Annotated in this window: 14 protein-coding genes; 6 read left to right on the plus strand and 8 right to left on the minus strand. The window is 63.4% G+C overall.

Annotation, left to right across the window (positions count from 1 at the left end):
• Window positions 1-33 precede the first annotated feature (33 nt).
• Window positions 34-1092, plus strand: coding sequence for an ACR3 family arsenite efflux transporter (gene arsB, locus GOB94_RS02955; RefSeq protein WP_346265653.1), 1059 nt, complete (start codon window positions 34-36; stop codon window positions 1090-1092).
• A gap of 27 nt (window positions 1093-1119) precedes the next feature.
• A complete protein-coding gene (locus GOB94_RS02960; protein WP_182277434.1) occupies window positions 1120-1374 on the plus strand; it encodes a glutaredoxin family protein in 255 nt (84 codons plus the stop codon).
• A gap of 117 nt (window positions 1375-1491) precedes the next feature.
• Here GOB94_RS02960 and GOB94_RS02965 read toward each other — a convergent pair whose 3' ends face one another.
• Both GOB94_RS02965 and GOB94_RS02970 read right to left on the minus strand, forming a co-directional pair.
• Window positions 1492-3291, minus strand: coding sequence for a chloride channel protein (locus GOB94_RS02965; RefSeq protein WP_255484185.1), 1800 nt, complete (start codon window positions 3289-3291; stop codon window positions 1492-1494).
• Window positions 3292-3432: 141 nt separating this feature from the next.
• Window positions 3433-3888, minus strand: coding sequence for a MarR family transcriptional regulator (locus GOB94_RS02970; RefSeq protein WP_255484186.1), 456 nt, complete (start codon window positions 3886-3888; stop codon window positions 3433-3435).
• 176 nt (window positions 3889-4064) lie between these two features.
• Between GOB94_RS02970 and purB the strand changes: the two genes are divergently transcribed.
• On the plus strand, window positions 4065-5363 hold the full coding sequence (purB, locus tag GOB94_RS02975) for an adenylosuccinate lyase (RefSeq protein ID WP_182277436.1): 1299 nt from the start codon (window positions 4065-4067) through the stop codon (window positions 5361-5363).
• Here purB and GOB94_RS02980 read toward each other — a convergent pair.
• Both GOB94_RS02980 and GOB94_RS02985 read right to left on the minus strand, forming a co-directional pair.
• Window positions 5360-6010, minus strand: coding sequence for a response regulator (locus GOB94_RS02980; protein ID WP_182277437.1), 651 nt, complete (start codon window positions 6008-6010; stop codon window positions 5360-5362). The two genes, purB and GOB94_RS02980, sit on opposite strands and share 4 nt — an antisense overlap.
• Window positions 6011-6116: 106 nt before the next feature.
• Window positions 6117-6884, minus strand: coding sequence for a Crp/Fnr family transcriptional regulator (locus tag GOB94_RS02985; protein WP_182277438.1), 768 nt, complete (start codon window positions 6882-6884; stop codon window positions 6117-6119).
• Window positions 6885-7309: 425 nt separating this feature from the next.
• On the opposite strand from GOB94_RS02985, the gene GOB94_RS02990 reads away from it, so the two are divergent.
• Window positions 7310-7885 (plus strand): YkgJ family cysteine cluster protein, encoded by a 576-nt coding sequence (locus GOB94_RS02990; protein WP_182277439.1) that lies wholly within the window; start codon window positions 7310-7312, stop codon window positions 7883-7885.
• Window positions 7886-7900: 15 nt separating this feature from the next.
• Here the strand turns inward: GOB94_RS02990 and GOB94_RS02995 are convergent, their stop codons facing one another.
• The gene (locus GOB94_RS02995; RefSeq protein ID WP_182277440.1) at window positions 7901-8965 is read right to left on the minus strand and encodes a hypothetical protein; all 1065 of its coding nucleotides are present in this window, start codon (window positions 8963-8965) and stop codon (window positions 7901-7903) included.
• A gap of 209 nt (window positions 8966-9174) precedes the next feature.
• Between GOB94_RS02995 and GOB94_RS03000 the strand changes: the two genes are divergently transcribed.
• A complete protein-coding gene (locus GOB94_RS03000; RefSeq protein ID WP_255484187.1) occupies window positions 9175-9810 on the plus strand; it encodes a UbiX family flavin prenyltransferase in 636 nt (211 codons plus the stop codon).
• Here GOB94_RS03000 and GOB94_RS03005 read toward each other — a convergent pair.
• Window positions 9780-10391, minus strand: coding sequence for a TetR/AcrR family transcriptional regulator (locus tag GOB94_RS03005; RefSeq protein ID WP_255484188.1), 612 nt, complete (start codon window positions 10389-10391; stop codon window positions 9780-9782). The genes GOB94_RS03000 and GOB94_RS03005 overlap by 31 nt on opposite strands.
• A 127-nt stretch (window positions 10392-10518) precedes the next feature.
• On the opposite strand from GOB94_RS03005, the gene GOB94_RS03010 reads away from it, so the two are divergent.
• Window positions 10519-11400, plus strand: coding sequence for an aldo/keto reductase family oxidoreductase (locus GOB94_RS03010; RefSeq protein WP_182277442.1), 882 nt, complete (start codon window positions 10519-10521; stop codon window positions 11398-11400).
• A gap of 17 nt (window positions 11401-11417) precedes the next feature.
• On the opposite strand, the gene GOB94_RS03015 is transcribed toward GOB94_RS03010, so the two are convergent.
• Both GOB94_RS03015 and GOB94_RS03020 read right to left on the minus strand, forming a co-directional pair.
• A complete protein-coding gene (locus tag GOB94_RS03015) occupies window positions 11418-12389 on the minus strand; it encodes an alpha/beta hydrolase (protein WP_182277443.1) in 972 nt (323 codons plus the stop codon).
• On the minus strand, window positions 12386-12826 hold the full coding sequence (locus GOB94_RS03020) for an NUDIX hydrolase (protein WP_255484189.1): 441 nt from the start codon (window positions 12824-12826) through the stop codon (window positions 12386-12388). The genes GOB94_RS03015 and GOB94_RS03020 overlap by 4 nt, the downstream gene beginning before the upstream one ends.
• Window positions 12827-12857: the final 31 nt, after the last annotated feature.

A 12857-nucleotide genomic window follows, 5' to 3' on the forward strand; every position in this document is an offset into this window, starting at 1 on the left:
CAATCCCTCACGCAGGGCCAGCTCTGCGCTCCCTTGCAGCGTAAAAAGCTCTCCTTCATCGACCGCTTCCTCACCCTCTGGATCTTTCTCGCGATGGCCATCGGCGTCGCCCTCGGTCACTTCATCCCAGCCATCGCGGGCCTCGTCAACAGCTTCCAGCGCGGCACCACGAACATTCCCATCGCCATCGGCCTCATCATCATGATGTATCCGCCACTGGCAAAAGTTCGCTACGAAAAACTCGCCGAGGTCTTCCGCAACAAGCGCGTCCTCACCCTTTCGCTTGTGCAGAACTGGATCATCGGCCCGGCCCTCATGTTCGCGCTCGCCGTGCTCTTCCTGCGCCACCACCCCGCCTACATGCGCGGACTCATCCTCATCGGTATCGCCCGCTGCATCGCCATGGTCCTCGTCTGGAACGAGCTCGCCGAAGGCGACACCGACTACGTCGCCGGCCTCGTCGCTATCAACAGCCTCTTCCAGGTCCTCTTCTACAGCCTCTACGCATGGCTATTCCTCACCGTCGTTCCAGGCTGGCTCGGCCTGCAAGCCAGCGAAGTCCACATCGGCATCGCCCCCATCGCGAAGTCCGTCGGCATCTACCTCGGCATCCCCTTCGCCGCTGGCATCCTCACGCGCTTCACGCTCCTCCGCCTCAAAGGAGAAGAGTGGTATCGCACCCGCTTCATCCCGCGTATCAGCCCGCTCACGCTCATCGCGCTCCTCTTCACCATCCTCGTGATGTTCTCGCTCAAAGGCGACCTCATCGTGCGTCTCCCGCTCGACGTGCTCCTCATCGCCGTCCCGCTGGTCATCTACTTCGTCATCATGTTCACGGTCAGCTTCTGGATGGGCAAGCGCCTGGGCGCGGACTACGCCCAATCCGCGACACTCTCCTTCACCGCTGCGGGCAACAACTTCGAGCTCGCCATCGCCGTCGCAGTCGCGGTCTTCGGTCTCAACTCAGGCGAGGCCTTCGTCGGCGTCGTCGGCCCGCTCATCGAGGTCCCCGCGCTCATCGCGCTGGTCAACCTCGCCTTCTGGTTCCGCCGCCGCTACTTCACCCCCCAGGCACGGTCCGACTTCCCTTAGCCCCCACACTTCGACGACAATAGAACGATGGACCTGAAGCTCTACACCGCCGATTGGTGCCGCGACTGCCGCGAGGCCAAGCGCTTCCTCACCACCCACTCCATCCCCTTCACCGAGGTCAACATCGAGACCACCCCCGGCGCCGCGCAGGAGGTCATCGCCCACACCGGCAAGCGCGCCATCCCCCAGTTCGTCCTCAACGGCAAATGGGTCCAGCCCTACAAGCCCGGCCAGGGCTTCCTCTACGACGAGATGTCCGAACTCCTCGGCGTCACCCAGTAAGGTTCTCATAGCTCCGTCACAGATCAGGTAGCCCGGCCCTTCAGGGCCGGGTCTCACAGGTGCCACAAGAAAGAAAGCCGGGGCTTCAGCCCCGGCTGCTCGTAACTTGGCCTGCTCTTACGCCTCCGCCCCCGTCTCATCCGGAGACGCCGGCACATCCACCGCAGGCTCATGCTGTTTCGTAAACGGCCACCGCAGCCGGATCACCCGTTCGCGGTCGATATCCTTGTGTGCCGCCTCGCTCCGACCCTTCAGCACATCCTCGATCGTCATCACGCCCACCAGCTTCCCTTCGCCGGACACCACCGGATACGCCGTCAGCTTGCTCTCCGCCATCGCCTCCGCGCAGCTCCGCAGCGTGTCCACCGGCGACACCGTCTTCGGCTCCAGCGCCGCGTCCTCGATCAGCGGCAACGTCAGCAGCTTCCCATCCTCGCGCGCCGCACCCGCCACCTGGATCATCTTTCCTCGGGTCAGCATCCCGCGCAGCTTGCCCTCGCCATCCACCAGAGGAAACACCCGCTGCCAGTGCGACCAGCCCGCCGCGCCGCGCTCTTCCATCGCCTCCAGCCAGTGCAGCGCGTCCTTGCGCGTCGCCGTCACCGGCAGCGCGAACACGCTCGTGTGCATCGCCTGCGCCACCAGCATCGTCTCCAGCGGGTCCACACCGTACTCGCGGCTCAGGTGGAACCCGCGCCTGCTCAGGTTCTCCGTCAGCATCGACCGCGGTTGAACCAGCACACTCACCGCATACGCGCCCACGCAGCTCAGCAGCACCGGCAGCATCAATCCGCCGTTGTGCGTCATCTCCAGCGCCAGCATCGCACTCGTCAGCGGAGCCCCAATCGCAGCCGACAGCACGCTCGTCATCCCGATCAGCGCCCAAGCGCCCGTCGGCATCCCATAGGGCATAAAGTGCCCCAGCGCCGCACCCAGCGCTCCACCAATCATCAACAACGGCGCCAGGATACCGCCCGCCGTATTCGACCCCAGCGAGAACACCCAGATCGCCGACTTCACAATCAGGATCCCCACCAGCAGCTGCCACATCGCATTGCCGTCAATCAGCTGCTGGATCACGCTGTAGCCCACGCCCAGCGACTTCGGGAAGATCAGCCCGCCGATCCCCACGCCCAGCCCGCCAATCGCCGGGTACCACATCCAATGGAATGGCAGGTGCTCGAACTTCTCTTCAATCCAGTGGATCGCCTTGCTCAGGCCCGCGGCCACAAACGCCGCCACCAGCCCCAGCACCAGCGCGCCCAGCATCGCCGAGTGGTAGATCGGCGCGCCCGTCTCCGCCATGTGGAAGATCGAGCCCGGCCCCAGCAGCAAACGCCGCACCGCGCCCGCTGTCACGCACGCAATCGCCACCGGCACCAGCGACCGTGGACGCCACTCGAACAGCAGGATCTCCACCGCCAGCAGCGTCGCGCTCATCGGGCAGTTGAACGTCGCCGCCATGCCTGCGGACGCACCCGCCACCATCAGCACCGTGCGTTCGGAGTCCGTAAGAGGCAGCAACTGCCCCACCACGCTCCCAATTGCACCGCCGGTAATGATCACCGGGCCTTCAGCCCCGAACGGGCCACCGGAGCCGATCGACACCGCCGTCGCCAGCGGCTTCAGCACCGCCACGCGCGGCTGCACGCGGCCCTTGCCGAAGACGATCGTCTCCACGGCCTCAGGCATACCATGCCCGCGCACGCGCGGCGACAGATAGCGCGCAATCACGCCAACGATCAGCCCGCCGGCCACCGGCATCAGCGCCAGCCACCAGTGCTGCGTCGCCGTCTGCCACCAGCGCTCCGACGCAGGAAACGCCTGCCACGGATCGCGGTCAACGAAGCTCCACTTCTGGAAGTAAAAAAGGTTCGTAAAGAGTGCGATCAGCTCCAGTAGGGCCCATGCTGCCACTGCGCTTACTGCACCCAGCCCTGCTGCCAGGGCACTCGTATAAAGGATTCGGCTATCTGCCGAATAGTCCCGTAGTTTACTCCCCGCTTCCATCTGCCTCTTTCCGTCTTCCGTGCTGGCCGCGTCTTGCGGGCCGCTTGCTTATCCGTTGCTGCCTGCAGTCGTAAGCGCCAACTGCTGCAGGTTCTTCAGTGCCTCAATCAGCGGATCGCACTTGGGTGCCAACTCCGCCACATGCTCTTCCACCAGCTTCGTCAGCACGCTTTCGCCCTCCGGCGTCAGCCGTACCAGTGACCGCCGCAGGTCGCGCTCATCGTGCTCGCGCTTCACCAGCCCGGACCGCTCCGCACGGTCTACCAGCTCGACCATGCTGTTGTGCTTCAGCACCATCCGTTCCGCCAGGTAGCTGATCGAGGCGTCCTGGCCCTCCGGCATCGCCGCGATCACCTGCATCAGCTGATACTGTTGGGTGGCGATGCCATAGCGCTCCGCCGCTGCTTCGCTGAAGCTCATAAACCGCCGCATCTCGTAGCGAAACTCAGCCAGGCTCTTCAACCGTTGATCGTTCGCAGACAAACTGCTTACAGTCGTCATCATCTTCACTTCCTTTGCATTATATCGCGCCGCGATTCTGGCGGGCATATCCTTGGATGCACCCTTGCGCACTCAAGGAATAGCTACACTACTGTTGGCCCCACTTCACCGGATGTGACCAATATCACAATCGCACCCGTTTTTATCGTCATACCCTTCCATCAACCCTGGAGTTTCAAATGATCGCCCGCTATACTCGGCCCGCCATGGCCGCCATCTGGTCTGACCAGCAGAAGTTCAACAACTGGCTCCGCGTTGAGCTCGCCGCTACCGCTGCCCTGGCTCGCGCCGGTGTCGTCCCCACCTCGGCCGCTGAGGTGCTGCAACAGAAGGCATCCTTCACCATCGAGCGCATCCACCAGATCGAAGCCGAAACCCGGCACGATGTGCTCGCCTTCACAACTGCCGTCGCCGAGGCCGTCGGGCCCGAAGCGCGGTGGCTGCACTATGGCCTCACCTCCACCGATGTCGTCGACACGGCACAGGCTCTGGCCATCACACAAGCCTCTGAATTGATCCGTGCGGGTATTGTGAGGCTTCGCGACATATTACGCAAGCGTGCGATCGAGTTCCAGCACACCCCCACCATCGGCCGCACCCACGGCGTCCACGCCGAGCCTACCACCTTCGGCGCCAAGCTCCTCCTCTGGTACTCCGAGATGGGCCGCAACCTCAAGCGTTTCAATGCCGCAGCCGAAGATCTTCGCGTAGGAAAACTCTCCGGCGCCGTCGGTGCCTTCGGCAAGCTCAAGCCCGAGCACGAAGCCGCCATCCTCGCCGATCTCGGCCTCACCCCGGCCCTTGTCTCCACCCAGGTCCTGCAACGCGACCGCCATGCCGCCTACATCACCACCCTCGCCGTCATGGCCTCCACCCTCGACAAGATCGGCCTGGAGGTCCGCCACCTCCAGCGCACCGAGGTCCGCGAAGCCGAAGAGTTCTTCTCCCCCGGCCAGAAGGGCTCCAGCGCCATGCCGCACAAGCGCAACCCCATCACCTGCGAGAACATCTGCGGCCTTGCCCGCGTGATACGCGGCAATGCTCAAGTAGCACTTGAAAATGTCGCCCTCTGGCACGAGCGCGACATCTCCCACTCCTCTGCCGAGCGCGTCATCTTCCCCGACACCACCATCCTCGCCGACTACCTCCTCGACAAGACCGCCACCCTCATCGAAAAGCTCCTCGTCTACCCGCACCGGATGCTCAAGAACCTCGAGTCCACCCACGGCCTCGTCTTCTCCGGCCAGCTCCTCGTCGACCTCGCCGCCGCCGGCATGACCCGCGAAGACGCCTACAAGGTCGTCCAAACCCACGCCATGAACGCCTGGCAAAACGACCTCAACTTCCGCGAGCTCATCGAAAACGACCCCCTCGTCCTCGAGTTCCTCGGCAAGAAAAAGATCGCCCAGGCCTTCGAAGTCAACCGCCAGCTCCAGAACATCGACGCCATCTTCGACCGCGTCCTCGCCGAAGGCTAAACTCCTGCTTCGATCGTTTGCCTCGCAACCCCAAACGGCTGCGAGGTCTCCGGGTCCAGCTCCTGCACGACCGCATAGTGTACCGGCGTCTGGCAGTACATACATTCGGTCTCGTGGATTCTCATGACCTCATCGCTCAGCACCTGCGGCAGCGCCCGCAGACACTCCGGGCAGCTGATCATCGCATAGATCGCACCCGCAGGGCGTTCTCCACTCGCGGTCACCTTGCTCCGCGAGGTCCATATCGGTGCCGTCGAATTGGACCCGCGCGGCGCAGCCGGCAGCGCCTGTGACAACACCTCAATCTGCTCCACCAGAGTCTTCACCCCAGTGCCCTTTTCATGAAACACGTCTGCGGCGATCCCCTCAGGCAGCTCGCTGCCCGTATACGCTCCACTCGTCGCCACCACATAGATCGCCGCAAGCCGTCTCCGCACGATCGACAGCAGCTCAAACCCCGACATCCCCGGCATGTTCAGGTCCGACACCAGAACATCCGGCATCCAGCTCCGCATCGTCCGCAACGCAGAGAACCCATCCACCGCCGTCTGCACCTCATGGCCTCGTTGCCGGAATATCTCCCCCAGCAGCGCTCGCACCAGAGGCTCATCATCCACAATCAGAAGTTTCGTGGTTGTCACAGACATCTCTTGACCTTCTCCTCGCATCTACCGTCTGTGGACGGCTGATGCAACAGCTAAAGTCTCCCATCTGGACAAACGCCTGGTCTGCTCAAAATTGCTCATCTTACGCCTAATCCGCAGCTAACGTCTCTGGCGCTGGTTTCCGTGGAACTTTGCGCTTCTTCTTCTCGGGCGTATCCACCGTAATAGGCGGCGTTGCATTCCCCGGCGGCAACCTGTCGTGCAGAACCACATTCAGTAGCGACTTGTGCACCCGAATACGCCCGTTGTACTCGATGAAGCCCAGCTTCCGAAACCGGTTCATGAAGAAGCTCACCCGCGACCGCGTCGTCCCGATCATCTCCGCAAGCGTCTCCTGTGTAATCGGAGGGATCAGCATCTGCGGCTCACCCGCTCTGTCGAACTCCGCCATCAGCAGCAGAATCCGTGCCAATCTGCGCTCGCTGGAGTTGAACAGTTGGTCCACTAGATCGGCCTGCGTCCGCATGCTCCGCGCCAGCAGAAAATGGAGAAACAGACCCGAGAAGGCGTGTTCCTCGTGCAGCACGCGGATCATCTCGGCCCGCTCGATCTTCAGTGCCAGGCAGGCTGTAATCGCCGTTGACGTCGCCAGCCGCAGCCCGGCTACCCCCGCAATCGCCTCTTCCCCCACAAAGTCCCCGGCGCGCAGCAGCGTAATCGTCGCCTCTTTGCCGTTCGCGGACACCACCGTCAGCTTCGCCCGCCCGCTCTGCAGATAAAACACGCAGTCGGCCTTGCTGCCCTGCGCGAAGAACGTTTCCTTCGGCTTCAGATGCACGACCTTCCGGCCAATCCCGGAGCTGGCGAGAAACGCCTCCGGGTCGAATACAGCTTTGCGGTTCTTCAGACTTGCCATAGAGCGGGGCTCCTTGCCCCGGCGAACCGACTCATTCAACCTGCATAAGTTAGCTGGCTAACATATCTCTCTCATCATCGTACGTCCACAAACCCCCTGGCTGTTCACTTTTGCTCACCAAATCGCCCCACCGGGGAATGTGGATTCATCCCAGCTTCCCTTCCAGCTCCGATACAAGAATCCTGTCAACCCCAGCCCCCTGTAACGCACTCTCTTTCAATGTGTTATTCGCAATCTTTCATCCCCTCGATTCCCGTACAATAGAGCTAGGGGCCACAGAACACTCACCCGCGTCTGCTTGGGGCCGAGGAAGCCGGGTTCCACCCCTAACCCCAATCCGCTGCGGATCTTAGCCCCAAAACGAGGGGGGAGGGTCACCGCCTCCCAGCCACACTGGCGCCCTCACGATGGAGGCTCTTCAACCGATGTCCGAGCTCTTCCCCATCCTCGACGCCACACTCACCTCCGCCGCCGCCCGCTCCGGAGACTGGCTCGCCTGCCGCCCCGGCTGCCATCAGTGCTGCATCGGCGTCTTCCCTATCTCCGCCCTCGACGCCGAGGCCCTCAACACCGCCCTCGACGCCGCCGACCCGGCCATCGCCGACCGCATCCGCAACCGAGCTGCAGCCTCCCGCGACCGCCTAACTCCCAGCTTCCCCGGCAACCCCACCACCGGAGAGCTCTTCACCCAGCCCCACCACGAAGACGACTTCGAAGACTTCGCCAACGACGAGCCCTGCCCCATCCTCGCCCCCGAAACCGGCACCTGCGACCTCTACGCCGCGCGCCCCGTCCAGTGCCGCACCTTCGGCCCACCTATCCGCGACGACGAAGACCACCTCACCGTCTGCGAGCTCTGCTTCATCGATGCCCCACCCGAGGAGGTAGCCGCCGCCGAGATGGACCAGGGCTGGCGCCCCCTCGAAGACACCCTCATCTCCGCCGCGGAAGCCCGCACCAGCATCGCCAGCCCAACGCTCATCGCCTTTGCCATCAGATAGTTCCTAAAGATATCTCTAGTGAAGCATGGAGGCTGGTTGCAGCGCCGGCACTGTCCGTACCGTAGCCACATCGCCTTCTACCACCGTTGGCACCTGCGGCTCCGGCATCGCTGGCAGCGCAATCGGAAACGGCTGACTGATCGCCAACTGCGCCTGCAACTGGTCCAGATCTAGCTCAGGTGCGCCCTTCGGCATCTCGAACCGCCCGCGTGCGACATAAGCCACCAGCACCACGCCCGCCGCCTCTGGAGAGAGCAACACCAGTGGCAGCCCATACCGGCGCACCACGCCCTCGGTCACTCCAGTGTTGCTACGCGACCGCGGCAAGTCCCCCGGCACCTGCGGGATCACAAACACGCTCAACCCCGTCTCCGGATGCTTCTTCGCATAGTGCGCCAGCCCCCGCGCCGCCAGCTTCGGCGAGCTGATCCCCAGGTCCGCGATATAGTTCCTCCGGATCGCATGGGGGTACACCCGGTTGATCGTCACCCGCACAAAATCCGCACAGTTGCGATAAAACCCGTTGTAGCTCTCCTTGTTCCTGCTGTCGTTGAACTCCGCGATCAGCATCGCGTCCTGGTCCGCCGTCGTCCGCACCCGAAACCCGTAGATCGTCCGGTCATAGGACGAGCCGATCAGCTCATACCAGTTCCCCGGCGGCGGTGCCCCATTCGGCGCATCGGGTGCAAGGCTCTCCAGGTACCGCTTCCGGTACGCATCGCGCAGCTGCGCCTCGCCCGCCCGCGTCATCGTCAGCGGAATGTCCATTGTCGAATCGACAGCATATAGATACGGCACCAGCGGCACCGCCAGCCAGTCATGGTCGCCGATGCCGTCGTACCGGCTCAGCACCACACCCAACTCCCCGGCACCGCAGGGCCGCAGCTTCGTCGGCGTCTCCGCACACACCCGGTCCAGGTACACAGCTGAGTGCCCGCCCGGATCGAAGATCCCGAGCTTCCCATACGGTTGCTCCACCAGCAGCGTCATGGACGCATGCGCGATCACCGGCATCGCCACCGCCAACGCGAAGGCTCCTGCTATCTTGGCTGCTAGTCTGCGATATCTAAGCTTCGTCATCGTTTCACGCTCCGTAGCGAGATGCGGAGTGGAACAACGCCTTCGCTCTGCAAAACCGAAGGCATCCGAGGGCATAACCTTCGCCGCTTCAATCAAAGGCAGCCCATGCTTCTATTCAACCGCCCTCTGCGCAAAAAGTCGCCTGCACCGCATGTGGAAAAGACACGAAGACATGTGCCTGCGAAGGCACTGAGTCATAATGAGTTGTGATGGCAACTCAGATGGCGGGAACAACGGCGCAGAAGGCTCTCACGATCACACTGGCCGTCACCGGCGCCAGCGGGTCGCTGTTCGCTATTGAGATGCTCCGCTGCCTTGAGCAGGATGCCCGCGTGGCCCATGTCCATCTGGTCGTGTCACCCAGCGCCCTCCGCGTCATGGCGGAGGAAACCGGCCTCCCTGGCCGCAACCAGCTCGTCGAGCACATACTCGGCGCGCCTTCCACCAAAATCGTCCAACTCAGCCACGAAAACATCGGTGCCTGCATCGCCTCCGGCTCCAGCCCGGTCGATGCCATGATCGTGCTCCCCTGCTCCATGGGCACGCTCGCCGGCATCGCCCACGGCATCGCCGGCAACCTCATCGAGCGCGCCGCCGACGTCTGCCTCAAGGAACGCCGCCGCCTCGTCCTCTGCGTCCGCGAGACGCCCTTCAATCTCATCCACCTGCGCAACATGGCAGCCGTCACCGAGGCCGGCGCAACCGTCTACCCCGCCATCCCCACCTTCTACAACCACCCGCAGACCATCGCCGACATCGCCCGCAACTACGTTCACCGCGTCCTGCAGCACATCGGCCTGCCCCAGCCCGGCGCCTACGCCTGGGGCGCCAACACCGCGTCCTGAGCCACGCACGCCCGCACATAACCTCGTACCGCACGCACCAGCTCGCGTTGTAGCGACGGAAACTCCGCTTCCGGAATTTGCGACTCCAGCAGCTGCCGCTTCACCCCGGAGATGGTGCTCTGCAGCACCGTAGCCATCAACCCCAACTCCTGCGCCAGCGGCTCAGGTGCGGTTTCGAGCATCGCCACAATCGCACCGTTCACCCGCGCGAAACCTTTACTCACGATCTTCGCGCCCTCCAGGTCCGACCCCACCGCATACAGCGCGCGGCTCGTCTTAGGATCGCGCATTTTCACCGCCAGGAAAGCCTTTGCCAAAGCCTCAGCCATCTGCTCCACTGGCTGTCCGCGCTGCGCAACACACACCTGCTCCACCTCAAAGATAATGGCCTCCACATGCAGCACTAGCGCCGCCCGCAACAGCGCCGCTTTGTTTGGGAAGTACTGATACAGCGTCCCCACCGAAACCCCGGCGCGCTGCGCCACCTTCGTGGTCGTCAGTTTCTCCTTGCCCACGCGCACCAAAACCTGAACAGTCGCCTTCAAAATGGCGTCCACGCTCGCCGTCGAACGCGCCTGCACCGGCGATTTCCTTGGTTCCGAGAGGGTTGCCGACACCTGCGCCAAATGCGAACTCCTAACCTGAAGCTTTCTTCATCTAAACACCTGTCGATTGAATAGACATGCCGCAACATCAAGGAGATTCACAATGTCCTCCACGCCAAATCTCGCCGGCACCTTTACCTTCCCCGGCACCTCGCTCACCGTACACCGCATGGGTTACGGAGCCATGCAGCTCGCCGGCCCGCACGTCTTCGGCCCGCCGCGCGACCGCAACGAGTGCATCGCCGTTCTCCGCGAAGCCATCGACTCCGGCGTCAACCACATCGACACCAGCGACTTCTACGGCCCGCACATCACCAACCAGATCATCAAGGAAGCCCTGCACCCCTACCCGAAGGGCCTCACCATCGTCACCAAGGTCGGCGCTCGGCGTGGCGACGACGGCTCCTGGCTTCTCGACCGTTCCCGCGAAAACCTCATCCAGAGCGTCCACGACAACCTCCGCAACCTCGGTCTCGAAGCGCTCGACATCGTCAACCTGCGCATGGGCGGCTTCTCCGCGCCGGAGCCCGGTTCCATCGCCGAGCAGATCAGCGTCCTCGTCGAGCTCAAGCAGCAGGGCCTCATCCACCACATCGGCCTCTCCACCGTCAACGCCGACCAGCTCGCCGAAGCCCAGACCATGACCCCCATCGTCTGCATCCAGAACTTCTACAACGTCGCCAACCGCGCCGACGACGCCTTCATCGACTCACTCGCGCAACAAGGCATCGCCTACGTCCCCTACTTCCCTCTCGGCGGCTTCACCCCGCTGCAATCCTCCGAGCTTAACGAGGTCGCCGCCGAACTCAACGCCACGCCAATGCAGATCGCGCAGGCCTGGCTCCTCCAGCGCTCGCCTAACATGCTCCTCATCCCCGGTACCTCGCAGCGCACACACCTGCGCGAAAACCTGCAGGCCGCCACGCTCGATCTGCCCGCCGAGGTCATCACCAAACTCGACACCATCGCCACCGCTGCAAAATAACCAGTCGGGTCCGGCGCCTACTTCTTCGGCGTCGGACCCCACGTCCGCAGCCCACCCTGCGGAGCCGGCTGCGCCTTCAGAAAATCCACCATTGCACTCACAGCCTGGTTCGGACATACCGCCGGCACCAGGTGACCGCATCCCTGCATCACATCCAGCTCCGACCGTGGATCGAGTTCGTGCATCTTCTCGCCCACAGTCTTCAACGGCAGCAGCAGGTCCTGATCGCCCCAGATAATCAGCAGCGGCACCTTCATCTGCGCCAGCTGACTGTCCACAATGTCCTTCTTCGTGAGCATCGCCGCAATCCCCCGGTCGATCACCCATTGCTGCGTCGCAAACTTCCGCAACGCGTCCTTCACCACGAACCCCGGCAGCGGCTTTCCTTCCGGCTCCAGCAAGTGCGCCAGCCGCGCCAGCTCCGCCGCATTCGTCGGATGAAACACCGAGTCCGGATACGTCCGCGGATAGTCGATACCCGCGGCATCAAACACCACCAGCCGGTCCATCACCTCCGGATGGTCCAGCGCCAGCTTCAGCGTGATCCACCCGCCCATCGACCAACCCGCAACCTCCGGCTGCTGCAGGCCCAGCGCCTGGATGAAGTCATACACCAGCTTCTCCTGCGTCGCGATCGAGTAGTCGCCATCCGCCGGCTTCGGCGACCGCCCATAGCCCAACAGGTCCAGCGCATACACGTGATACCCTTGCTTGCGCAGCTTCGGCATCACCGCCGCCCACGCCTCGCCGCGATCGCCCAGCCCATGCACCAGCACCAGCGGAGTCCCGCCGCCCGGTATGCGCGGCTCCGCCTCGTAATAGTGGATGCGCCCCTCCGGCGTCGCCACATAGTTGCTCTGGATGCGTTCCAGGAAGAACGTCAGGTGCGTCATCTGCAGCTGCACCCATACCGGCCGTGCATAAAACACCGCACCACCAGCGACCGCCAGCACCACAACCAGTAACAAAAACCGACGCACCGTCTTCATCCCAGCCCCACGCTCCTCTGCATTGCTCTACGAATCACTGTACAGGCGCGCTCGGTCAACGCAAACTCGCCTCGCTCCAGCACGCCTTCGGTCGAAGCCCACACAGCCTCGCTCGCATCCTCTCCCGCGCGTAATTCGCCACCCTGAGCCGCGCAAAGCATATCGACGATCAGGTAGTGGTACTGCACCGCGCCGCCCGCGTCCCGCAGAATAATGTCGAACGTCTCAATCGGCTCCACCACAGCCACCTCGAGCCCGGTCTCCTCGCAAACCTCGCGCACGCAGGCCTCGGCCACCGTCTCACCCAACTCAATCGCCCCACCCGGCAGCGACCACGTCCCCGCCAGCGGAGCCCGAGCCCGCCGCACCAGCAGCACCTCGCTCCGCCCGTCATGCTCGCGCAGCACTACCGCACCCACACCCGGAATCGGGCGCACTGGATACTCCCGTGCTTCTATTGTCTCTCGA

This window comes from Granulicella sp. 5B5, from assembly GCF_014083945.1.
Taxonomy (GTDB): domain Bacteria; phylum Acidobacteriota; class Terriglobia; order Terriglobales; family Acidobacteriaceae; genus Granulicella.

Coding starts and splice junctions, on each gene's coding strand:
- GOB94_RS02960 (WP_182277434.1), top strand. CDS start 1,120: ATGGACCTGAAGCTCTACACCGCCGATTGGTGCCGCGACTGCCGCGAG.
- GOB94_RS02970 (WP_255484186.1), bottom strand. CDS start 3,888: ATGATGACGACTGTAAGCAGTTTGTCTGCGAACGATCAACGGTTGAAG.
- purB (WP_182277436.1), top strand. CDS start 4,065: ATGATCGCCCGCTATACTCGGCCCGCCATGGCCGCCATCTGGTCTGAC.
- GOB94_RS02980 (WP_182277437.1), bottom strand. CDS start 6,010: ATGTCTGTGACAACCACGAAACTTCTGATTGTGGATGATGAGCCTCTG.
- GOB94_RS02985 (WP_182277438.1), bottom strand. CDS start 6,884: ATGGCAAGTCTGAAGAACCGCAAAGCTGTATTCGACCCGGAGGCGTTT.
- GOB94_RS02990 (WP_182277439.1), top strand. CDS start 7,310: ATGTCCGAGCTCTTCCCCATCCTCGACGCCACACTCACCTCCGCCGCC.
- GOB94_RS02995 (WP_182277440.1), bottom strand. CDS start 8,965: ATGACGAAGCTTAGATATCGCAGACTAGCAGCCAAGATAGCAGGAGCC.
- GOB94_RS03000 (WP_255484187.1), top strand. CDS start 9,175: ATGGCAACTCAGATGGCGGGAACAACGGCGCAGAAGGCTCTCACGATC.
- GOB94_RS03010 (WP_182277442.1), top strand. CDS start 10,519: ATGTCCTCCACGCCAAATCTCGCCGGCACCTTTACCTTCCCCGGCACC.
- GOB94_RS03015 (WP_182277443.1), bottom strand. CDS start 12,389: ATGAAGACGGTGCGTCGGTTTTTGTTACTGGTTGTGGTGCTGGCGGTC.